The organism is Microbulbifer sp. HZ11 (assembly GCF_000708675.1).
In the GTDB taxonomy this organism is placed as follows: Bacteria; Pseudomonadota; Gammaproteobacteria; order Pseudomonadales; family Cellvibrionaceae; genus Microbulbifer.
In genome coordinates, this window is record NZ_JELR01000005.1 from 26,297 (window position 1) to 51,170 (window position 24,874).

Genomic DNA, 24,874 nt, shown 5'->3' on the forward strand with positions numbered 1-24,874 from the left:
TTCTGGGGCCCCTTGTCTGAGGGCCAAGGCTTAGCTTCGTGCCGCAGTGCTACCGGATACTGCGAGGTAGCCTCGCTTACGAAGCCCTAAAGTTTTCGAGAAGGTGTCGATATCGGGTGTGAACTTCTGAGACCTTCCGCGAGAGGGACCTCGCGGAAGAGCCCCCATGGATGGGTTCACGTCGTGTCTCAGAAGTTCACACCCGATAGGGGCATCGCCACAGCACTAAAAAAGAGCTAATACCACCGCACCCTGAACAGAGAGAAAACCTTGGCCAAAAAATCCAAAACCGCGTTTGTCTGCAATGAGTGCGGAGCCGACTACACAAAATGGGCGGGGCAGTGTAATGCCTGTGGGGCCTGGAACAGCCTGAGTGAAGTGCGGCTGGGGCCTGCGCATACCGATAGCCGCGCGGCAAATTTTACCGACGCACAGGCGGGCTACGCGGGCGCGGCGGGACAGGGCAAGGTTCAGAAGCTTTCCGAGATTGATCTCAGTGAGCTGCCCCGAATTCCCACCAATGCCAGTGAACTGGATCGGGTGCTGGGTGGTGGGCTGGTGCCGGGTTCGGTGGTGCTGATTGGTGGTCATCCCGGTGCGGGTAAGTCCACCGTACTGTTGCAGACCCTGTGTCACCTCTCGCAGAAGCTACCCGCTCTGTATGTAACAGGGGAGGAGTCCCTACAGCAGGTAGCCATGCGCGCTAAGCGATTGGGGCTGCCCGCAGATCATCTGCAGATGCTTTCGGAAACCAACGTCGAGCAGATCTGCCTCACCGCTGGCGAGGTGAAGCCCAAGGTGATGGTAGTGGACTCCATTCAGGTCATGCATATGGCCGAAGTTCAGTCCGCACCCGGCTCCGTGGCGCAGGTGCGCGAGAGTGCGGCGTATCTGACGCGCTTCGCCAAGCAGACCGGAACCGCATTGATTCTGGTTGGCCATGTCACCAAAGATGGCACCCTCGCCGGACCCAAAGTTCTTGAGCACATCATTGACTGCTCCATCATGCTCGAGGGCTCCCACGACTCCCGCTTCCGCACCCTGCGCGCACACAAAAACCGCTTTGGCGCGGTCAATGAACTGGGGGTGTTTGCGATGACCGAACAGGGCCTCAAGGAAGTCTCCAACCCCTCCGCCATTTTCCTGCAGCGCGCCGATGAAATCGCTGCGGGTTCGGTGGTGACTTCCGTGTGGGAAGGTACTCGCCCGCTACTGGTCGAACTGCAGGCGTTGGTGGACGATAGCAGCCTCGGCAACCCGCGTAGGGTTGCGGTGGGGCTGGATCAAAACCGCCTGAACATGCTGCTCGCAGTGCTGCACCGCCACGGTGGGGTACTGGTGGGCGATCAGGATGTGTTTATCAACGTGGTGGGCGGTGTGAAAGTGATGGAAACCAGCGCGGACCTGACGCTGCTGATGGCCGTGGTTTCGAGTTTCCGCAATCGCACCCTGGACCGGGATCTGATGATCTTTGGCGAGGTAGGTCTGGCTGGTGAAATTCGCCCGGTGCCTTCTGGTCAGGAACGGCTGAGAGAAGCGGCCAAACATGGTTTCCGCAAGGCGATTGTGCCGGCCGCAAATCGGCTCAAAACCGATATAGAGGGTATGCAGGTAATTCCGGTGAAAAGTCTATCCGAAGCTCTAAATGCTTTGGATATGGCTTAAGTGTCAGTCGGGGTATTAATTTCCAACCTCGTCTGTATAAGTCGCCAGCTCAGGTTGATAAGAGAGCATCGAGCAGTATTGCCAAAATCATCGTTGTACCAGATATGAAGAAAGTCCAGAAAAAAATTATGGCGAGGAAGCGATCAAATTTATTTGTATTTCTTCTTATTACTTCGGAGTTCGCATTGAGAGAGGATAGCCGACCTCTCTCCAAGACTTTGTGAAATTTTCGAGGTGTGGCTAAAGCCTGTGCAGCATTGAAAATATCCCAGCCGCTGACCAATTCAAGCCCTAATTGATCTTTTGTATCTGGGTTTTTCCTTAATCTCTTAACAGTTACCTGCCCGAAAACAACGAATAGCAGCCATCCGATTAAAAGGCCAAGAAAAGAAAACAGAACAACGAAATTTAGCGTATTCATGGCGTATTCACTGCACCCATGATTTGGTCATAATAGAGTTCTCCATTGGCCTCAAAGTGTCGATCTGCTGCTAGGGAAACAGCAGCTGTCCCCGCAATTATCAGACCTCCCGCGATAACCGCAGCCCACCCGACTGGTGTCATGAACATGAATAGCGCGACTCCCGCTTTTGCTGCAATTACACCTGCACCTGCACTTGCTGCAAAGCGGCTAGACTCTACAAACAGGTCCTTTTCCCACTTTCCCCCAGCTTGATACGAATTGTGCACTTTACCTGCACGGGACCCGAAATCTATCACCGCCAAGCCATTGCCCAGCACTTTCGTGTATTGGCTCAACTTTACCAGCCTGTGCGCCTCAATTTCACTGCTGAGTTGCAATTTCACTACATTCCGGCTGCTGCGAGCAATATTAGTACCACGCTCGGCACTGGTCAGCGGTGTGCCACGCCGTGAGCGAATATGGCTGGTTACCACGTGCAATTCTGCGCGAAACTGTGCCTGCATACGATTAAAGGCCGTATGCGCCTTTTGCTTTAACTGGGCCTGATTCCCTGCCTTGCTCAGTTTGGCATCCCGATAGGTGAGTAGCGCTACCTGGTACTCCTTTACCGATTTGGCGAAAGCACTGATTCGCTCGCCGTAGACACTAGTCGAAGCGCCAGTCAGGGCGATGTTGTAATCCTTGAGTTGCTCCATCATGACCGCAATCGCCAGTGTATTATCTTCACCAAAGGTAAGCGACAGCTCGGTCACGGGCTGGGATATGTGCTTTGGTGCCAGTAGCGTTTGGATTCGCTTGCCCTGAGCGTCGCTGTGGCCATTTAACAAGTATGGGGTGTTGGCTTTGGCAAATTTGGGAGTGGGGCAATGCAGTTCGGTGAGCTGCTGGATGTTAACGCGACATGCCTGTTGAAGGGCGGGCGAGCTGAGACTTCTGTTACAGAGGAATACGGTACTCACTTTCAGATCCTTTGAAAATGTGCGAAACAGGAAGGCTGAAAATTCTACCGTCAATATAATCGTTGTTGAAGCGAAATTCGGAGTTTGAGCGTACCAGTCAGCGGTATCTGTGAGGGGTGGGCCGCTCGCATTCGAGCGGCCTTCGGGCTCTGCTTTACATTTTCCAGTTAAACCGCAGACCCGCGGTACGGGGTTGTCCCCATACACCGTAACCCCAATCGGCCCCGAGTGTATTCTGGTAAGTAAAATACTCTTCGTTGGTGAGATTGCGGGCGAAGGCTTCCACGCTATATGCATCGGAAGGGGAGTGCCAACTGACCTTGGCGTTCGCGAGACCGTAGGCGGACTGCATTGAATAGGGGTCGTTTTCTACCTGCAGGTAGTGATCATCCTGCCATGCATAATCGCCCTGGAATACGAGATCACCATTGCTACCCAGACTCTGGTAATAGCGTGCGACCAGGTTGTAAGTAAACCCTGGCGCTGAGGGCAGTTCATTGCCATCGAGGGTGTAAGTGTCAGCGGCAACAACGAAGGACTGCTTGGAATCAAACTCGGTACTGAGCCAACCCGCGCCGGCGATCACTTCAAAATTGTCGGTAATCGGAGCGGTCAGCTCCAGCTCCGCACCGGTACCGGTTACATCCCCTGCATTGGTAATGACACTGCCCTCGGCGACGCTGATAAATACCTGCGCCTGAAAATCCTGTACTGAATAGTGGAAGGCGGCGGCGTTCAATCGGTAGACATCGGCAATGGTGGTTTTCAGGCCCAGTTCGAAATTATCGATGGTCTCTGCGCCGACGGGATCGGTGGCGAGATCATTGCGGTTGTAGCTGCCGGAAAATCCACCGCTTTTAAAACCGGTGGAATAGCTGGCGTAGGCCAGTGTTCTATCACTCGGGCGCCAGTCGATGCCGATGCGGCCGGTGGTAGCCTGATCGCTCAGGTCTTTTTGGGTGTCGACGGCATCTGGATAAAAACTGGGGCCAGCATCCTGAGAGAAATCCCGTTCTTCTTCGGTGTAGCGTAAACCACTGACCAGGGTAAGCGTGCTGCTAAGATCGTATTCCACCTGCCCGAACAGTGCCCAGGATGTACTGTCGAGAGTAACAATTTCCTGGTGCCACAAGCCGTCTGCGGTGGTCGGTGCCTGGGTGTTCAGACCGCGGTCGTCTTTGTAATAGTAGAAACCGGTTACCCAATTACTGTTTTGAGTAACGCCGTTCAGGCGTACTTCCTGGGTATATTGTTCTGCATCCACGCTGTATTGCTCGTCAAACCACACAGCGGGCAGGCCATCCCCGTCATCCTGAAGGAATTTGTCCAGTTCCTCGTAGGCGGTAATCGAAGTCAGGGTGAAGCCCTCGAAATCCCGTATGAATGTGGCGGATGTGCCGAAGGTATCGATTTCAGTGGCCAGCCCATCGGTCGCACCGCTGGCTACATGTTCGGGGCCGAAGTTGCCGTTCACCGCTTCCTCACCTGAAATACCTCCCAAGCCGGGATTCGCACTGTAACACTTGCCGTTCTGAATCCGTGCGATGGAGCAGGTCGCAGCGCCTTCCTCTGGCGATTCAAGATACCCGAGATGTGCAAAGCCCACGGATTGCTGGTCGGCGCGACTTCCATGTACGTTCAGCAATAGGCTGCTGTGGTCCGCGAGGTCGATTTCCAGCTGGGTGCGATAGCCGAAACTGTTGGTGTCATTGAGCTTTTCCCCGGTAACGGCGTTGGTCTGCCAGCCGTCATTGTGGGTGCTTTTTACCGCAACACGGCCGCGCATGTTGTGATTGATGGGGCCGCTGACAGTGCCCTCAAGAATCCGCTCGGAATAACTGCCATAGCTGGCGCTGGCGGTGGCTTCCAGTGATTCTGTGGGCTTGCGGGAAACGTAGTGTACGAGACCTCCGGTGGTATTGCGGCCGTAAAGTGTGCCCTGTGGGCCGCGCAGTACTTCTACCCGCTCCAGGTCAAACAGCTGAATGGCCGAGCCCGCCGGGTTGCCGCGATATACGTCGTCCACATAGATGGAGACGGGGGATTCCCAGGAGTCGGAGAAATTCACTAGGCTGATGCCGCGCAGGCTGACGGAAGGGCTGGAGGCTTCGCCGAAAATGGCGAAGAAATTCATATTCGGTACTTGCTGGGTAATATCCAGCCCTTCTTCAAAGCCCATTTTTTCGATGGCATCGCCGGAGAATGCACTGACCGCGACGGAGACGTCTTGCAGGGACTGCTCGCGCTTTTGTGCGGTAACGGTGACTTCTTCAAGGACAGATTGCTGGGCGAGGGCAGTGGTGGTGGTAAGCGTGCCGGCGAGTGCAATGGCGGTAGCCAGTAGTCTGCGGCCGGGTAGTAGAGGCTTGAATGTTTGTGTATCAGAATGGTGAGGCTTGCTGCTGTTTGGTGCAGGCATTTTTTTCTCCTTGTAATCGCACGCGTTCCGTAAGAATCCGAGCTGGATTGCGCGATTGAATAGCGGGCGTCATTGCCCAGAGTGCACGGTGATATTGCATCGCCGCGATGGTGCTGGAAGTTTTCTTAAATGAAATCCAGAAAAAAGAGCGCCAGACTGGCTAAGCTCTGGAAATACCCTAGCAAAAATTACGGTTTTATCGCAATTTTGTTTCGATTTTGATGGGGCGGGCTTGATGGGGTCGGCTTGAGGAGAGTGGTGTTGGAACCGTATTGCGAAGGCGAAGTTTATTCCCTTCGCAATACGTGGAAAATCAGGAGCTTGCGTTACTTGGTCAAACGCAGCATCAGTTTCATCATTTTATTCGCCAGATTGCCGTAAGGTGGCATCATTAATTTCAGCGGGTCCAACGGGCCCTGGTAGAACACCGGGCGCAATTTGGAAAAGGTCAGGAAACCTTCGTAGCCGTGGTAGTGGCCCATGCCACTTTCGCCAACACCACCGAAAGGAATATCGTGTTGCCCTACGTGCAGTACGGCGTTATTCACGCTGACTCCGCCGGACATCACGTGATCAATGTAATAGTCCCGCAGCTCCTTGTCTTTGGTGAATGGGTAGATCGCCAGCGGACGGTCGCCGCTATTGATGTAGTTGGCCACTTCTTCTCGGTTTTTGTAAGTCTTGATCGGCAATAACGGCCCGAAAATTTCCCGCTGCATTACTTCCATGTCTTCACTGACATTGACCAGAAGGTGCGCGGGGAATTTTTTCAGTGTGTCGTTGCGGTCACCCTGTCCATCGGTCAGGTCGATTGCGGTCGCGCCTTTCGCCAGCGCATCGTCAAGGGTGCTCCAGATACGCTGGAAGGATCGATCGTCGATTACCGAGGTGTAGTCCGGGTGCTGAATATCCGGGTAGCGTTTTTTGAAAACGCGTTTCGCTTTTTCCACAAACGCATCGACCTTGTCTTCCGGCAGTAACAGGTAGTCTACCGTCGTGCAGATCTGGCCGGCGTTGAACAGCTTCCAGAACAGAACCCGTTCCACCGCGGTATCGGTGTCGTAGTCGGGGCCGACTATCGCCGGGGATTTACCGCCAAGCTCCAGGGTAACCGGGGTCAGATTCGCTGCCGCTGCGGCCATAACCTTGCGCCCGGTTGTTCCGGAACCAGTAAAAATCAGGTGGTCGAATTTGAGGGCGGAGAACTCTATACCGACGCCGCCGGTCTCCTCGAGAAACACCAGTTTATCCGGGGGGAAGTAGTCGCTGCTGATACGTTGCAGCAATGCGGTGAGGTTGCGGGAGTTTTCCGACATTTTCACCATGGCGCGGTTGCCGGCGGCAAAGATATTGATCAGTGGCCCGAAGGACAGGTTGATCGGAAAATTCCACGGCACGATCACACCTACCACACCCAGTGGCTGTGGAATGACCTTGGTCGATGAGGTCGGAAACGCGGTGATGTCGATATGGCGTCGCTGGGGCTTCATCCACTTTTTCAGGCGCTTGATCGTGTCCTTGATACCATCCAGCGCGGGAAAGATTTCCGCGAACAGGGTCTCGTGATGAGAGCGGTTGCCGTAATCCTTGCTTACCGCCTGTACAAGCTCGTCCTGATGGTCGCGGATCATCCGGGCCAGGGATTTCAGATCTTCAACCCGCTGCTGGTAGCTGGGGGTGGGGCTGGCCAGGTAAGCCTGGCGCTGGTTGGCCAGCAGGTTTACCAGGTTTGTGGTTTGAGTTGTCTCACTGGTCAAGGTCTGGGTATTCATGATCGCTTACCTAGCTGTGTTTCCGGTGATACCTGGGGCGGTGTTCCGGATTAGATACGAGTCTGATTTGCACAGGATACGGGTTTTTCCCTGTAGAGAGTTGACCGAAGGCGTCGGCAAATTGACAGATCGCGCAACCTTGAGTCCCGCTGACTGTTTAGTCGGACCTTTGGTGCAGCCAGGCTCTGGGGCTGGCGCCCATGATGCGTTTGAACGCACGGGTCAGTGCACTGAGCTGGCTGTAGCCCACCAGTTCCGCGATCTCGGTCAGTGACCGGCTGCCTTCCAGTAAGTAGGTACACACCTGCTCCACGCGGGTGCGGTCCAGTAGTTGCTGAAAACTGGTGCCCTGCTGGTTGAGACGCAGCTGGAGTGTGCGCGGTGCCATGTTCGCGCTATCGGCGACCTTTTCCAGAGTCACCGGCCCTCGTGGCAACAGGTTGGTAATGGTCCAGAGTAACTGTTCCTGGAAGTCATCCAGTTGCTTTTTCTTCAGAAAATCATTGATCAGGCCGAGCATTTCCGGGTTTGCACCGGCGACGGGGCGCTGCAGCAGTTCCCGCGCAAACGCGATCCCGTTGTGGTCCTGCCCGAACTGCACCGGGCACTGGAACAGTTCACGGTAGGGAGCGAGACCTGCGCTCCCTGTCGGTGCCGTACCGCACAATTGGACCGAGCGCAGGGCGACGGGCTCGGCGAGAAGAAAACGGATCAGATTAAATCCGCTGGCCACCAGATTGTCACTGTGCTGGCGCGAAGCGGCGGAAGGACCGGCAAACTCGTAGCGTGAGCACAGGTAGGCGGTATCGGCCGACTCCTCCAGCCATACCTTCAGCCCCTGGGCCGTCTGTCCAATGGAGGAGGTGATCGTCTCCATGGCATCGCGCAGGGTCGGGCACTGTTGCAGCAGCAGGCCGATGGTACCGAGGGCGGCAATACTCTGCTGTTGGGCCAGCTTAAGGCCGAAGTGCGGGCAGCCACTCAATTGAGCCCCCAGTTCCAGCAGTTCAACCTTGCTCTCCATCGGGATCATCAGGTCCGGACGATCCAGATAATCCGCAGGCAGGGCAAGGCGTTGCAGCAGTGCCCCGGCATCGACGCCGAAACTGCCAAGCAGAGACTTGTAACCGGTGAGCGCGCTGGCGCGGACCATTGGGAGCAAGGGGGGCCTCTCGAATCCTGGATCTCGAGGCATGATACCCAACCTGCTCCCAATATTGCGATAAATAGCGCCTGCGCAGTTTACAACTGCTATTCGCTACGTTGTGGCTCACCAGACTCTTCGGCGACCTGTTGCGCCAGCGCCGCGAGCAGTGGTGAAACGCGGGATTCACGCATTTCCCGGCCGATCTCATCCAGTTGTTCTTGCAACTGACTGCGCTCCCCGTTCAGGTTCAGGGGTTCGTCCCCAGAGGGCGAGGACTGCAACGGAGATGGCAGAGGCTCCACTTCCGGCGTCCAGTGCGGCGCGCCTGCCGGCAGTTCCGGACTGGCGGCAGGCCGCTGGAAATCACCAAAAATGGAGTTGTCCCGGAAGCCCGCGAAATCCCTGTGCATTTGTAGCGGGCTGGATTTGTGGGAATCCTCCGGGGCGCTGGTATCGATACTCAGATCATTGCCAAATACCCTCGACCAGTCGTTGGGGTAGTAGCGCCCATCGACCGAGCCAAATACCGGGTCGTAGTGATCGCCACTGCGTCCCCCCTGCAGGTTGCTCGAAACATTTTCCGTTTCTTTGGAGATCAGGCGGCCGTGCAGCTCTGGTGCCTGTCGCTCCCACTCCCGCGGCGGGTAGATATATTCCGGATACAGCTGAGAAAGGGTGATGTTGTCGACGTTGGTGTCGTTCTCGATTTCGGTCTGGTCGGTATCGATATTGTCGTCCGGATTCTGATCCCGGCCGTGGTTGCCATCATCGCCGATGGTGGCCGTGTTTTCGGTCTGCTGGATTGTGGCATCCAGCGGGTAATTTACGGTGACGGCAAAGGTGATACTGCCCTGCTCGCCGGGTGCGAGCGTTCCCACATCAAAGGTGTAGGTATCACCGGAACGGACCCAGCCCGGGGTTGAGTTGGCCGCATCAAAGGTAGTGTTGGGTGGCAGGGTTTCCGTGATCACCACGCCGGTCGAAGTGGCGTTGCCGCGGTTGCCGTAAGTGAGCGTATAGACGATGGATTCCGTCGGGCGGGGTTCCACATCTTTGTCGTCCTTATCGATAAACAGGTCGACAAACTCGATTTCAAATGTCTCGCTGTCGGAGTTGTTTGATGGGTCCGGGTCAGCGCCATTTGACCCGTCGTCGGTGATGGTCACGATATTGGTCTGTGCGCCGACATTTGCGGGAACCTGATCCTGAACCGTTGTGGTCAGTGTAAGACTGACGCTGTCACCGGCAGCGAGATTGCCAATATTCCAGGTCACGGTGCCCGCTTGCGTATCGACGATTCCACCGTCACTGGCCACGAAGTCGGTGAATAGCGACTGATCTGGCAACTGGTCCGTAACCACTACGCCGGTGCCGTTTTGATTCCCCACATTGCTCGCGACGATGGTCCAGCTGATGGTATCGCCAGGGTTTGCCGGGTCTTCAAAATTCTCGATCTTGTCGATTTGATAGTCCGGTGCCGCGACGACCACAATCGCCGGACTGTCACGGTCGGCGGTGGTGTTGTTGGCGGGGTCCTGGTCGGGACCATTGCTGTCGTTGTAATCGATCAGTGCGACGTTGGTGAACACCTGAAAATCGGCGGGCAGGGGATCGTCAATAATAACCGCGAACTGGACCTGGCCGGTTTCCCCGGGGTTTACCTCCCCGATGTCGATAACATAGCGGCCGTTTTCGAGTTGCCAGCCGGGCGTCGAGTTGGTGGGATCAAAGGTCGTGTTTGCCGGCAAAAGTTCAAAGACCCGGGTTTCCGGTGCGGAAGCGGTGCCGACGTTCGCATAGCTCAGGGTATAGGTGACCACCTCGCCAGGGAAGGCAATGTTGTCTTCGTCATTGACTACCTTGTCGATCACCAGGTCAACGAAAATGATATTGAACTGCTCGGTATCGCCATTATTTTCCGGCGTCGGGTCCGGCCCGTTCGCACCATCATCGGTTACCACTGCGGTGTTTGCCAACAGCGGAAAGCTGACGGGAACCAGGTCCGGTATTACCGCAGTCAAGGTGACGCTGACACTTTCCCCTGCGGCGAGGTCGCCAATGTCCCAGGTGACGATTCCCCGATCCAGATCGATCACACCGCCATCACTCGCTGTCACATTGGAAAGAACGGTAGAGCTCGGCAGGTCATCGGTAATCACAACACCGGTTCCGTCCTGGTTACCCTCGTTAGTGATAACGATGGTCCACTCAAGTGTGTCCCCGGGGTTGGCGGGATCGACAAAATTCTCGATTTTGTCGAGTACATAATCCGGAGCGGCCTCGATGGGTGTCGTTTCGTCATCGGTGTTGTTGTCAGGGTCCTGGTCGGGTCCGTTACCGCCGTCATCTTCTATGCGGGTGCTGTTGCTGGTTTCCTCAACACCCGATGGCATCGGATTATCAAACACCACCGCGAAATCTACACTGCCCGTTTCTCCCGCAGCGAGGGTACCCAGATCCAGAGTCAGGGTATTGCCATTCTGTACCCAGCGTGGGTCCGAATTTGCGGCATCGAATGTGGTGTAGTCGGGAAGTGTTTCGGTAATGACGACACCGGTCGCTTCCTGGGTACCGTTGTTGGCGTAAGTCAGGGTGTATATCAGCGTATCACCCGGTTCTACAGAAACACCGCCGTCGTCTTTGTCGATGGACAGCTCCACATAGGTGATATCGAACTCGGTATTATCGGTGTTGTTGTCCGGTGTTGGATCCGGACCGTTGTTGCCATCGTCGTCCACAGTCACCGTATTGGTCTGCGTGGGAATGGTAACCGGCACCGAGTCCGCCACATCGGCGCTGAGTGTCAGAGTGATGGAATCGCCGGCGGCGAGGTCACCGATATCCCAGGTGACGGTGCCGGCGTTCAGATCAATCACACCGCCGTTGCTGGCGGTGAAGTTGGTAAACAGGCTGGTATCGGGCAGGTTATCGGTAACCACTACACCGGTACCATCCTGATTGCCCTGGTTGCTGATCTCGATTGTCCAGCTGACCGGATCACCAGGTTGCACCGGGCTGGTGAAGTCGTTGGTTTTTTCCGCGACGTAGTCCGGCGCTGCCTCGATGGGGGTGATATCCGAATCGGCATTGTCTCCGGGTGTTGGGTCGGATCCGTTGCTTTCGTCGCCGTCGATGGAGACACTATTGCTCGTCTGTTCAACACCGGCCGGCACCGGATCGATGATGGTAACCACCAGGTTGACGGAGCCATTTTCGCCGGCGGCAAGATTCCCAACGTCAAAGGTCAGCGTGTCGCCGTTCAACATCCAGTTCGGGTTTTCGGATGGATCGAAGTTGACATATTCCGGCAGGCTTTCGGTGATCACCACTCCCGTGGCCGGGAGATTGCCGCGGTTGCCGTAATTGATGGTGTAGGTAACGGTGTCACCGGGTGCGGCGGGGTTATCGGCATCGATTCCGCCGTCGTCTTTCGAGATAAACAGATCGACTGCTTCGATATCGGCGGCGACCTGGTCACTGACCTCATACTCCCGCTCGATATCACCATCGTCACCGCCTTCCGGTGTATCCAGCGACGTGTAATCAGCAACGGTGGTATTGGTGGTAGTCTGACCTATGGCTGCGGGATCGGTGGTTACCCGGGCATCGATGGTGATGGTGACGGTGGTGGTGCTGTCGATTTCACTGATACTGATCGACAGCAGGTTCGCCGCGGAGTTATCTACAATCTCCGGCGAGCCGCCACCGGTCACATCAATCTGTACATTGTCTACCGAAGCGATAAAGGGCGGAAGCGTATCGCGAATGACCACGTCGTAGGCATCGGCACCGCTATTCGGGTCCAGTTCCACGGTGATCTGGTACTGTGCCGGCCCTCCCAGTGTCAGGGGGGTACTGGTTAGCAGTTGCTTGTCGATCATCAGCAGCGGTTCGACCACATCGACGGATGCACTGGCAGTGGCGCTGCCGTCAAGAGTGCCGTCGCTATCAGTATCGAACTGTAGTTCCACATCATTATTGAGAGTGGTGCCCTGAACATTGCTTGGGATATCAGTGACGCGTAGACGGTAGGTAAATGTAACGGTTTCTATTGTGCTGTTATCCGTATCAGAATTCTCCAGGGTGCCGAAATCCACAATCAGCGCATTGTTGGCGGCATCATTGGTCATGGTGATCTGACTAGAGTCGATTGGCACGGCATCCGGGTCGCTGGCCACAATACTGACCAGATCCACAAACTCGAAGCCGGGGCCGTATACATCGGTAATGCGCCCGGTAATGGATGCTTCGGGCAGTGCAACGGTCACCGAAAAGGTAACCACTTCGCCGATGGTGGCCTCGCTATCACTATTGAGGTCGTCATTCTGCGAGGTGGAAACCAGTACTTTTTCCACGGTGGGAGAATTTACCGTGATAACGGCATCATCACTGACCGCGTAATTGTTGAGCCCATTGCCCTCGCCGTCACTCCCATCGCGCTCGCCGGCGTCCCCATCCGGGCCGTTCGCATCCAGGCTGCTCCAGCGGAGGTCGGTGTCATTGAAAATTTCTCCGCCCGCTATGGTGTTGGCGAGTGTACCGGTAATGGTCAGGGTTATGGTGGTACCGGGGAGCATATCCAATTCAGCCTGCGGATCAATTACCAGCCGATTGTTTACCTCGTCATAAATAAAAAAGTTGGTGACATTGCCGCTTTCGCCCGCCAATTCAATCGTTGCGCTGAAGTCGGTAATCTCGAATTCGTCCGGCAGCTGGTCAGTGAAGATAATGTCATAAGCTGTGGTACTGCTGCCATCACCCGGATTCTCTGCGACGATGGTGTAGGTAACCTGATCGCCGTTATCGCCGGTGCCAGGAACCACCGATTTTTCGATCAGTAGCTGTGGTTCTATGACGGTAATGTCGGCGGTCTGGGATACCGCCTGATCGTCTGGATCAATCTCGCCGTTGTCATTGGAGTCCCAGATAAAGGTGGCGGTGTTGGTGAGTACCTCGCCGGCCTGATTGCTTTCCACATTGAGTACTTTGACCGTATACAGGAGCGCGATGGTGTTGGCCCCTGCATCGTTGCTGGCATTGCTATTGGTCAGGGTTCCCAGTGAAAAAACAATTTCTCCGGTGGTACCTTCAGCAGGAGGGTTCAGAATGCCCGGATCCGTCAGGTCTCCAAGGCTGGAGGTGATGTTGCTACCGACGATCACTTCATCGAGACTGACAAAGGCCAGCCCCGGTGGCAACAGGTCGGTAATGGTGGCCAGTGGCACCTCGCCTTCTGGAATGATGAAATAGGATGCATAGCTTGCGGTCTCCCCGATGACCACTTCGGTGAGGCCGTTAAACGGATCCTCTATGGAGCTGCTGGTGATCTGCTTCCCCTCGGCCAGAATGGATGTTGTTGTAAAGGAGTTTGAGCCGATTGCGCGGTAGTCATTGAGGTTGCCCAAGCCGTCAACGCCAGTACGCTCATTCGGATCCTCCCCCTCGATACTGGTCCACTCGGCAAATGCGACGTTGGTGATGGTGGTGCCGGGAACAATAAATGCGTCCACCGTTGCGGAGAATTGCAGGGTCAGGGTTTGCCCCATTAGCAGGTCAAAGGTCTGGTTCGTCGCCATGGAGATGGTATTTCCGTTCACCACGAACCGGTTAAGTACATCCACCCCATCCAGTGTCGCGCTGACCAGGGTCACGCCGCCAAGCTCGGATGGCAGTGTATCGGTAAAGGTCGCGTCCCAGGCATCGGTTTCAGAGGTGCTGGCGTGGGAGATGACCACGGTGTAATCGATCTGATCATTGGCATCGATACGCGAAGATGCGGAAGAGAGCGTTTTTTCCACCTGCAGTTGTGGTTCGATCACCGTAATATTTTCTGCGGCAGCAGTAGCCTGTACGGTGGGATTGTCCACGCCGTCGGCGGTGCTGTCCCAGGAGAATTCCGCCTGGTTATTCAGGGTATCGCCGCTCTGATTTTCAATAATATTCTGCACCAGTACCCGGTAGGTGATGGTGATTGTTTCTGTACTGCTATTGTCGCGGTTGACGTTGGTAAGGTCGCCGAGATCAAAAGTGATCTGCTGGCCATTTTCAGTAATGGTAAGATCACTCTGGCTCCAGGGGTTGCCGCTGGCATTCTGGATATCCGCTGACGCGGTTACCGAAACGATATCGAGATACTCCAGCCCCAGATCCAGGGTATCGAGAATCGAGGCGCTGGGTGTTTCCCCTTCGGCGATTGTCAGGGTGAGGGTATATTCGGCGGTTTCACCGATAACCGCCTCATCGTCAAGATTGTTCGCTGAATTAATACTGGTGCCATCCAGTGATTTGCTCACCGTATTTGCACGGATAGTAACCGCAGCATCGTCCTGCCAGTTGGAGTTTGAATTACCCTCGGTGTAATCGTTGCCCTCATCCACGCCACCGTAAGCTTCAAGGGTAGCGGTATTGATGATTTCCTGATTAGGCTGGACATCACCGATGGCCTGTAAGTCATAAGTAATAACAATAATATTACTGCCGTCGATGGTGTTGCCCGCGTCCGGGTCCCGACCCTGGTTTAATGCGCCCTCGGTCGATGAAGGGTCGTCGATGACGATGCCGCTGCCAAACAAATCCCCGCTAAACGTGAGGGCAGTCCCGCTACCGGTATAAACCTGCAGATTAAGGTCGGCCGCGTTGCCACCGGGATAGTCGAAACCGGGAGGAAGAATATCGCTGATTGCAATATTGAACGCATCGGAGCCGCCGGTATTTTCTACGGTGATGGCAAAGCGTACCAGGTCGCCAGCATCCACCTCGCTGAGGTTGGAGTCGATGGGGACCGCACCGAGGTTATCACTGGTGATCAGCCCTCCAGTCCACGGCGGTGCTGTAGCGGTACCGGGCTCGGCGAAATCCACCGGTGCATTCGGGTCCGGATCAAACACACCGTTGCTATTATTGGTGGAGACAACACCTTTGGTAAGGCTCAGCTCCGGCGACAACACCTCCAGCTGCACCGCATCCGGATCCAGCACCGTGGTGCCGTTGGTGTTGGTGATGGCAATGGAAGAAACATTGGTCAGCGACAGACCGTCGGTGAAGGGCTGATCCTGTACCTGTACGGTGAATAGCAGCTGGACGGTGCCGCCATTGGAGTTGTCCAGACTGGAAGGATCGAAATCCCAGGTAATGGAATTGTTGCCGGTGTCGGCGCTGGTGGTGGTGCGGGAGCCGTCGAGATAGCCGGGCGGCCAGTTACCGAAGTCCGTGTTGGGGCCAAACCCCCATTCGTTGACCCCGGGAATGCTGGCGCCGTTCCCGGTATCGGTGAAGGTCGGTGCCTGTGCCAGGAACACCGGTAACGGTAGGTAGTCGGTTACACTGATGCCTTCAAAGTCGATGGTACCAAGGTCGATTTCCAGGGCAAAGGTAACGGTATCGCCCACACTGATGTCATTGAGATCCGCCGGATCAGTACTGTCATTGACGGCGAAAACCGATTTACTGGAGTTTGCGCTCTGGATAACGATTTCTTCGCTACTGCTGTTTTCTACCGTTTCACCATTGGCGGAAACCGCTGTCGCGGTGAGCGTCGCCTGGTTGCCGATTACATCCAGTGCATCCACCGAGCCACCGGGCCCCACATACTGCTCGCGGATAACCGCTTCATAGGTGATGGTGATGGTGGTAGTACCCTGGGTGACACCATCGGCAAACAGATCGCCGTCGAGGCTGCCATCGGTGAGGCCCTGGTCGATCAGCTGCTGGGAAATATCCACATCCACGGTGGTGGAACCATCACCGTTGATCACGACCGAGGAGTTGCCCGCAGCCACCGGCGACGGACCAAAATTACTGCCATTGAGTGACAGGCTCATGGAAATTGAGTCGGGGTCCACTTCGATACCGTCGCCAACCAGGTCACTTACCGACAGATTATCCAGCGACATATAGTCGGAGACCTGCATGGTCAGGGTGTACTCGATCGTATCCCCCGGGGTATAGCCCGGTGTGCCCGTGTCGTTCACCAGGGAAACATTTTTTTGCAGAGCGCTGGCGGTGGCAACGATCTGTGCATCGTCGCTGCCACTGATATTCATGCTGTCGTAAACACCGCTGGCGGATGCAGTATTGAGTACCACATCGTCCGCCGCATCGTTGACCACAATCGGATTGCCGTTGGCATCCACCTCCGGCACGTAACCGGAATAGGTGATAACAATATCGTTGTCCGCCAGGGTGCCCTCAACGGGCGTCAGAAATGTGACAACCAGTTCCGAACCTACCTGCGCCCCTTCCGGCGGTTCCGAGATTGTATAGTCGGTACCTTCGACCAGGGTGCTGCCGACTGCGCCACCGACGCTAACGGTCCCCGGTTGGTAGTAGAAATTTTCCGGAACCTGTTCGGTGACGACGAGGTTTTGCACCGGGGACATATTGGCGATGTCCACATTCACCTGCCAGGTGACAGGCTCACTGGGGCCGGTAACGGTTTCGCCATCGTCGCCGATTGACGCGTTGTCCCCGTCACCATCCACCGCCACTTTGTCCACCAGCATTACCGTGGGAGTAATCTGGGTTTCGATGGGCGGAGCCACAATGGCCGGATCCGTGTCCGGGTTATTGAGCGGGTCGTTGCCGTAGGCAAATCCCGGGCGCACATAAATTGGAATCGGCACGCCCACCATGGCGCCGGCGACCTCATCAATCAGCAGGGAAACATCGAGTTCGTAGGCGGGCTGGTCCGGGGTAAAGGAACCGAAGGGCAGCTGGATCGCATACCAGGTTGCGCCCTCCTCACCGGGCGGCAGTGAAATATCCCCGGTCTGATTGAAATCGTAGGGGTGGTAGTCCACCGGATTACCGCCACTGTCTACCCACTGGCCGTTTTCATAGGTGTAGGTTTCTACCTTGGCACCGAGCAGCCCACTGACATTATCAACCTCGAGGCCGGGTCCTAGGACAATGTCCATAAACGGACCGTAACCGGTGGTATCACCGGCATTGTCGAAGGTGAATGTTATATCAGTGGACTCGTTGATAAAGTCCTCACTGGGCCCGTCTACCGTGGCGGTGGGGGTGGCAACCATCAGCCCTTCCCAGGAACCTTGAAGCAGCTTGGAAAAAATAATATCGGTTTCCACATCTCCCCGGTTCTGCTCCAGTTCCCAGTCACCGCCACGCAATGCACTGCCGGTGGCATCGTCCGAGGCGGCGACATCGGCACCGGTGAGATCCGCGATCCGCGCAATAAATTTTTCCCCGGTCAGGCTGTAGCCGGTATTACATCCGTACAGCAGGATATCGGCACCGCTATTCAAGCTGCTGGACCAGCTCTGTAATTGCGCGCGGTGGTTGTTGCCTGCTTGTTCAGGCGTGCTCTCGTAAGTGGTCTCGGAGCCGGTATCAGACAGCGAGGCGAGGGATAGGGTGTCCGCGCCGATATCAATGCCGCCGGCACCGCCATGGGAGATCAGGTGAATGGCATCAAATGTCTGGCCGCTTTGCTGGATCAGGTCGGAGACCGTCTGCAGGGTGTCGCTGGCACCCAGCGTCAGTAATGTCACACTGCGTTCGCCAATGGTGAGCTGCATCGCGTCGCCGTCGTTGTTCACCGCAGAAGACTGCTGCACCAGGTCGTCGACCAGCGCCTGCGCATCATCGAGTTGCAGGTCGATGACGACCAGCTCGGCTTTCGCTTGGTACGATGCATTTAATAGTCCGGCAGACATTTGCCCGGCAAAACTCTGCTGGCGGTTTTCCTGCTTGTCTTTTTGTGTGTCGCTGCGTAGGGTTATCTCATTCCCGTCCGCCGTATCGGTATCGGCAGGACTTACAGCCTGACTGACATCCGCAGCTACCGAGGCATCCAGTAATACACGTTTTTCCAGGTTGCGGTGCAGGCTGCTGAGCCGGCGGCCGTGCTGATGAATGGCATTGGCCAGGGATGATCTGGAAAACTCATTGAATTCCATGGAATACCTCTTTCCTTGCGGTAGCTGTCGGTCATCGTCCTGATGGTCGGGAAAATTGCTTCAAAATATCGTGTTTACTGCGCGCGGTCAGACACCGCTCTCGCGAATCAGTACACCTGCAACCCGCTGCGTCAGTAATTGCAGAAGACTTACCGGTTCGCCAAGCAGTACCAGGTGGCCGGTACGCTGGGCACTTATCGGAACGGAAGGCCCCGATCTGGCGTCGTCACGTGACGTTTGGGGTACATCAAAAAGAATCAAATGCAGGGCCTCGGCAGAGCGGCGTGGGTCGTCGGCCAGTGACTGCAGTGGGCCGCCGTTGACGGAGGCGAGCGCCGGATCCTGGATACGCCGCGATGCAATCTGTTCCACCGCAATTACCGTCACCGGAACCGGTTGCCATTGACCAGAGAGAAACAGCCTGCCTTTCCGCTCTGCGGTGTCAGCAACATTCAGACGCATGGTCTGTTGTGCTTGCGCATAGGCGCGGCCCGCGAGGCTGCGACGATCGGCGATGGTCAAAAACGGCTGATTGAGATCCAGAAACTGATCTGTACCGAGCCCTGGCAGTACCCAGTCCACGACGCCGGAAACTTGCGCCGAAACTTGAAGTTGCCGCTGCTCGGTTTCCAGTGCGCGCAGTAACTGGCGCTTGCTCAATAGGTCCTGCAGGTAGATCCCGTCGAGGGCGTCCAGGGTTTCGGCAAACCCATCGCTGTGCTGGCGGCGTTGTAGCAGGTTCAATTCGGTGCGAGTGCGGGCAATACGGTAGGCCAGCTCGTCGTTATGAAACTCGGCGATGATCTGCCCCTCGGTCACCGCTTCTCCGCGTCTGACGAAGCGGCGCAGTGTCGCGCCGGCGGGGGCCATGGCCTTCTGCTCTGCAGAGAAGTAAGTGGCCGCGGGAATCTGCACCGGCCAGGGTAGCGGTATCAGCAGCAGGGCGAGAAGTGTGATGATGGTGAGCAGCGCCCCAGGCCGGAATAGACGTAGCCATCGGTAAAGACCCGGAATCAGCGGTGTCTTGCCCTGTGAACTCTGCATCGGATCCTCTCCCGATTGTGATGCCGGCTGGTCGCCATCGCGCCGGGAATTCTGCTCCTTCAGGTAACCCAGAAAACCGGAAATCTCCCGGAAGGCGGGCACGCAAAGCAGAAGGCCAATACACAACAGGAACACCAGTATGCCGGCGGCCTTGAATAGCAACTGGTAAGCGGCGTAACTGATAAACGCGAACACCATGAGCCGATAGACAAGACTGGCCAGTCCAAACAGAATCAGCAGTCGTTGCCGGCGACCGGTGGGGGCTGGGTAGTGGCGCAGCAGCCGTGACCAGATCCAGTGACGCAGGCTGGTGTTTGCGATTTGTTGAAGATTCTTTTCGCCGGTGTAATCACTCAACAGGTAGTAGCCGTCGAATTTCATCAGTGGATTGGCGTTGATCATCAACGTGGTTAACAGCGAAGCGGTAAACAGATAAAACATCAGCGCGCGCAGCGGGCCGTCGTCCAGCAGGCACCAGGCCATTGCCGCGGCGACACCGAGGGCGCACTCAAAGGTTACCCCGGCGGCGGAAATATGCAGGCGCGCTTTGCGAGGCAGGCGCCAGGCATCGGTGATTTCGCTGAACATGATTGGCATCAGCGCGATCAGCCCGACGCCGATACTGTTGGCGCGGATGCCGTACAGGCGCGCTACGCTGGCGTGACCCAACTCGTGCACCAGGCTGAGTAGCAGATAGCAGAAAAAGAAAATGACCGCGCCCACCGGATTCCAGCCCGCGTCGAAGTAGGCAATAAATTCAGACCAGTGCTGACCAACAGAAACGGCACAGAAAAGTGCCGTGCATACCAGCAGCGCGTAAAACCCGCCGGCGGCGGTGGCGCGGGCGAGGGGCAACAGTAGCCGGCAGCTCAGCTCGGGGACAAACAGCGGACGTCGCCAGAATAGGCTTTTTTGCAGTTTTACCAGCCGCTGCTGTGCCCTGCTCACCGAGGCGAGCTTTGCGGACAGCGCATCACTACTGGTCTGCAGAAGCTCATTGTCTTTGACAAAACGCACCACGGATTCAATTTGCCGTGGATCGATTTCGCAGCCTTGCTGAGCGGCAATTTCTGCCGCAACCTTCTCGGTACTCCCCAGGTGCCAGAGCTGCAGCACCAGCACTTCCAGCTCGCCAAGTTCCAGGTACTGGCCCCGCAAGGGATCGAACAGTAGCCAGGTATGAAAGCGATGGTGCGCGGAATTCCCGTGACGCTGGTCGCCCTGTTCGTTGCTGCGGTGAATTTGCAGGTCGGTGCGTAGCGGCGCCCAGGGACCGCACGGCGTGCTCCCCGGAGAACTTCCGTTAGCGGTGGTGGAGGCTGGATCGTCGAATAATTGTGACTGCACCGGCGCGGTTACCTCATGGCGGGTGTCAGACTCCGGCCCAGCGACGGGCGGAGGCCAGCGGACGGCGCAGCAGATAATAGATCAGTGGCACCCGTGCACCGTACACCCGCGCATGGCCGCGGGTGTTGATGTGGATCTGGGGATGATCCTGCCCAATGGTCGCCAGCAGTCGGTAGCTCGCGGGCAGGTTCTCGCCCTCACTGGTCAGCAGGCTGTGGTAGTGCAGTTCACCTTCGATGGGAGCGAGTGGGTCGGACTCGGCATAAAATACCACTCGCGCATTGGGTGGAAGATGGATCGCGTCGCGGGTTGGCAGGTCTATCTGGATCTGGCGCGCCTCCGGCTGCACGATCTCCATTACCTTTTCACCGGCGCGCACCCGCCGGCCGATCCATTCCGCCCGGTCGGTGTATATGGCCACACCGGAGGCCTGCGCCCGTATGCGGGTTTTGTCCAGCTGTGCCTGTTGGAATTCCAGGTCCAGGGTGCGGATGGATAAATCGGTTTCCGCTTCCGCAAGCTTGTGGCCGGCGGAGGTCTGCTGAAAATTATACTGGCGCGTCATGCGCAGGCGTTCGCTATACAGGGAAATTTCCTGCTGTACACGATCGATTTCCGCGTTGACCTCAGCATCTTCCAGGGTAAATAGCAGATCGCCGCTGTGTACCGGCGCATTGGGTGGAATATTGATATCGCGTATCACGCCATCGGTGCGCGCGGACACGATGCGCGGTTCTATAGCCGCCAGTGTGGCCGGGGCCAGAACACTCTGGCGCACCGGGATTGCACAGATCCCTGCGATTGCTGCCGCGGCGATCAGCGGACGGCGGCTCAGCCAGTTTTTCCACCGTCCATGTTGTTGCCCCCGCAGGGCCAGCAGCCCATGACACAGTGCCCCACCGATTTCCCGAAAAATCTCCTGTTCCTGAGGTGAGAGTTTGCGCGCGCGCAACAGGACCAGGCAGCCCAGTAGATCCCCATTGTTTTTTTCGATGGGTAGCAGCGCAAGGGTTCGGGTGTCGACGGTGGCGGAAGCCTCCGGCGTTGCGCCACCCGCGGTATGTATCTGCACCTGAACCGGTGTTTGTGGAGACGCTTGCTTGCGCGCCTCATCAAGGTAATTCCTGACTTCACCGCGCCAGTGCTGTGCTTCACTGCTGGTCGGGTCAACACTGGTGACATTGGATGCCGCAGCAAGATTCAGTTGAGGGCCGCTGAAATACAGGCAGGCATCAAACGCGAGCAGGCATTGGCTATCGGTACAGACGATACGGCCAATCTGTTGTTCATCGGCTGCATCACGGAGTTTCTTTTGCAGGGACAGAAAACCGTTGAGTTTCTCCAGCAGTTTTGCATCCATCTCAGTTGGCTCCGCGATGATCGCTTTTATCGGAGCCGCCGGCGAGGAGGTCGCTGGTGCTTTTCGCCCGCTGGAACCTGGCTTCTCCGCTCATACCGGAAATCAGCAGCCGGGATGTAGTTATCGACTCTTCGCCGGAATCAATAACACCGATGACCCTTACGGTGCGGGTTACCGGGTCAACCACAGGGACAATGCGCTGCAAGGTGGCGGAGTAGGTCAGACCGGTTTCATTGATCAAGACCTGGAAGTTGTCACCGATGGAGAGATGGGCGAGCCATACAGAGGGAATGATGGCTTCGACTTCGAGCCCGCGGTTGTCCACCAGCTCGAACAGTGGCGCGCCGACTTCGGTGCGCTGGTGCGGTTCCACGGAGCGGCTTACCACATAACCATCAAAAGGCGCGCGCACTTCGCAAAGGCTGTTGCGGTGAGTGAGCACCTTGGCATTGGCGGTGGTCTCTGCCAGCTGCGCCTCGCTCTGCAGCATTTCCAGTTCGCTGATATTGCCGCCCAGCTGGCGTAGTGAAATATTCGCATCCAGCTGGCGGCGCGCAAGTGTGCGCTGGGATTCGGCACCTTCGAGTTCGGCTCTCAATTCTGTGCAGTCGAAACGTGCAAGCAGATCATTTCTGTTGAAGCGGTCGCCCGCGCGCACATGGACTTCGATGATGCGCGCGGCCAGTTCGCTGGATAGCTGCACCCGACTGAGTGCGTTGAGTTTGGCAGGGGCGGAGTTCTGCTCTCCACTGCTACTCGGTTCGCCGGCGGCCAGTGCAACACCCGCTGTGCTTGTCATTGCTACACAGGCTGCCAGCAGCACCGCGGAAAAAGCGCTTCGGATTTGCATGACGGGTACCACCTGTACATCGTTCGCAGCCACATCAGCGATGTGAGTGGCTTCCAGTTTCTGAAGGTCGGACTAATGAATGTGTCCTGGAAAAGTCTTGCGGCGTTTACCAGTGCGCTGCGGCTTGCCCGTCTGCACGGATTTCTGTCTCGCGTCTCTCGACACCTTCCGGGTTGTAGCCCCCGATCGGCAGCAATTCCATGCTGGCGCTCTGGGTGCGCATGTCCGCGACCTGTTGTTCGATCACTTCCAGCGGCTGGCGGTAGTCGATATAGAACTCGGGCTGGAAGCCCACCGCGTTACTGAGCCGCCCATTGGCACTGCGCCAGTCGGCGTAGCTCACATCTTTCTGTACGCTGGAAAGCAGAGCCTGGGTAGAGGCGTGGATACTTTCCAGTTCGGTGCCCTGGCTGGACTGCCAGCGCGCGCGGGACTGACTCGCCATCTGGCGGTCGATATCCGCCAGTTCCACCGCATAGCCATGATTGAGTTGTGCGCGTTTTACATGGCTATAGGCGAGGTCCACCTGAGTGAGCACCGCAACGGTCAATGCGGCGCGGCGTACATCACCGAGGCGTTCGTTATCGCGGGCGTATCCGATCAGGTCGCGCCCGGCGACCACGGTGCCGAGTAAATCCCAGGTCAGGCGCAGGCTGCTTTCGGCCCAGTCGTTGTACAGCAGGTAACTGTTGTCGTCGTAGAAATAGCCGGTGCGCAGTTCAAGGCCGGGCAATAACTGTAGGCAGGCTTTGCGGATTTCCGTTGCGGCGATGCGCTCGCGGTAATCCTCTTCCAGCAGCTCCGGGCGGTTGCGCAGACTGTACTGCTCCAGCTCCAGCACACTCATTTCCGCAAAGGGGCTGCGCAGCATATCGCTGGATTTGGCGCTGACCTGAAACTGAGTGCCGGGGGGCAGCCCCATCAGCGAGGCGAGTTCCATCTTCGCGTTGTGCATATCCCCTTCCAGCGCCAGCAGCTGTTGCATCAGGTCCAGCAGGTCGCGACGGTAGGCCAGGCTGGCCTCGGTCTGGCGCAATCCGCGCTCGGCGCTCTCGCGGGATTTTTCCAGCGCGCGCCGGGTCTGCTCGATCAGCCCGGGCAATTGGGCCTGGGCACGCTGGGCGGCGGCGGCCATCCAGAAGGCGTATTCCACGTCCATGATCACGTTGTGCATCAGCTTGCGCTGGCGCTCGATCGCAATCATCACGCCATCGGCGGCCTGTTTGGCTGAGAGATAATTGATACCGAAGTCGAGCACATTCCACGACAATTCAAGTCCGGCTGTGCTGTAGGTCTTATCCAGAGAGGTGGACTGGGCGAGCGACTCGTTGCCGTTTACGTCTTCACTGCTGGCGAAGTGCTGTTTGTTGCGGTGGTTGTAACCGGCACTGGCGGCAATTTCCGGCAGCATGTCCCAGCGCGACAGGCGCAGGTTGCGGTTGGCGACCACCGCCTCCATCAGCTTGAGACGATTGTCCATGTTGTAGGCGATGGCCCGCGCAATGGCTTCATTCAGACCGATGGGGCCGGTGACGGGCTGCTGATTGCCGAAGGCGGTTTGCCAGTCACCACTGGCGCGTTGATCAATGGTGGCGTCGTCCATGGCGGTCGGTTTTACCGAGCAGGCGGACAAAGTCACGAGGGTGACGCCAAAGGTTGCAATAAAAGCCGCAAGCGAGGCCTGGCGCATATCTCTGAGTCCTTATAAATACTTATCGACTACTACGCGGTACATCTGCGCCAGATCAATTTAGTACAAATGTTTCAGCTCGCTGTGTGGAGAGGACAGGATCTCCGGGTTTCGTCGCCGCATTACACCTTGGCGGTCGGGAGTGGCGTCAGGGAGCACCGCAGCAAGACGGCCGGGTATAGCGGCGGGTTCTTGTTTTTGTGTGTGGATCTGCAGGCGATCAGGGTTGGTTAGGCCAATCTAAATGGGGCGGGGGGAGGCGGCGGTGACAATTCTGGGG

General features: G+C 56.8%; 11 protein-coding genes. 1 reads left to right on the forward strand and 10 read right to left on the reverse strand.

Annotated features, from left to right (window positions below):
- Nucleotides 1–270: 270 nt before the first annotated feature.
- Nucleotides 271–1,665 (forward strand): DNA repair protein RadA, encoded by a 1,395-nt coding sequence (gene radA / locus AU11_RS15980; RefSeq protein ID WP_043320655.1) that lies wholly within the window; start codon nucleotides 271–273, stop codon nucleotides 1,663–1,665.
- 49 nt (nucleotides 1,666–1,714) lie between these two features.
- Here the strand turns inward: radA and AU11_RS15985 are convergent, their stop codons facing one another.
- The 10 genes from AU11_RS15985 to AU11_RS16030 form a co-directional block, all read right to left on the reverse strand.
- Nucleotides 1,715–2,086, reverse strand: coding sequence for a hypothetical protein (locus AU11_RS15985; RefSeq protein ID WP_051687378.1), 372 nt, complete (start codon nucleotides 2,084–2,086; stop codon nucleotides 1,715–1,717).
- Nucleotides 2,083–3,048 carry a hypothetical protein gene (locus tag AU11_RS15990; RefSeq protein ID WP_043320898.1) on the reverse strand — a complete coding sequence of 322 codons (966 nt, stop codon included), beginning with the start codon at nucleotides 3,046–3,048 and terminating at the stop codon, nucleotides 2,083–2,085. The genes AU11_RS15985 and AU11_RS15990 overlap by 4 nt, the downstream gene beginning before the upstream one ends.
- A 154-nt stretch (nucleotides 3,049–3,202) precedes the next feature.
- Nucleotides 3,203–5,467, reverse strand: coding sequence for a TonB-dependent receptor (locus AU11_RS15995; protein WP_043320656.1), 2,265 nt, complete (start codon nucleotides 5,465–5,467; stop codon nucleotides 3,203–3,205).
- A gap of 326 nt (nucleotides 5,468–5,793) precedes the next feature.
- A complete protein-coding gene (locus AU11_RS16000) occupies nucleotides 5,794–7,239 on the reverse strand; it encodes a coniferyl aldehyde dehydrogenase (RefSeq protein ID WP_043320657.1) in 1,446 nt (481 codons plus the stop codon).
- A 157-nt stretch (nucleotides 7,240–7,396) separates the two neighbouring features.
- Nucleotides 7,397–8,392, reverse strand: a complete 996-nt coding sequence (locus AU11_RS16005) for an AraC family transcriptional regulator (protein WP_043320658.1) — start codon at nucleotides 8,390–8,392, stop codon at nucleotides 7,397–7,399.
- A 98-nt stretch (nucleotides 8,393–8,490) separates the two neighbouring features.
- On the reverse strand, nucleotides 8,491–18,303 hold the full coding sequence (locus AU11_RS16010) for an isopeptide-forming domain-containing fimbrial protein (protein WP_043320659.1): 9,813 nt from the start codon (nucleotides 18,301–18,303) through the stop codon (nucleotides 8,491–8,493).
- A gap of 87 nt (nucleotides 18,304–18,390) precedes the next feature.
- Nucleotides 18,391–20,694, reverse strand: a complete 2,304-nt coding sequence (locus tag AU11_RS16015) for a M50 family metallopeptidase (RefSeq protein ID WP_043320660.1) — start codon at nucleotides 20,692–20,694, stop codon at nucleotides 18,391–18,393.
- 25 nt (nucleotides 20,695–20,719) lie between these two features.
- A complete protein-coding gene (locus AU11_RS16020) occupies nucleotides 20,720–22,054 on the reverse strand; it encodes an efflux RND transporter periplasmic adaptor subunit (protein WP_043320661.1) in 1,335 nt (444 codons plus the stop codon).
- Nucleotide 22,055: 1 nt separating this feature from the next.
- Nucleotides 22,056–22,904, reverse strand: a complete 849-nt coding sequence (locus tag AU11_RS16025; RefSeq protein WP_156035405.1) for an efflux RND transporter periplasmic adaptor subunit — start codon at nucleotides 22,902–22,904, stop codon at nucleotides 22,056–22,058.
- 106 nt (nucleotides 22,905–23,010) lie between these two features.
- Nucleotides 23,011–24,594: a TolC family protein gene (locus AU11_RS16030; protein WP_051687379.1), complete on the reverse strand. Its 1,584-nt coding sequence runs from the start codon at nucleotides 24,592–24,594 to the stop codon at nucleotides 23,011–23,013.
- Nucleotides 24,595–24,874: the final 280 nt, after the last annotated feature.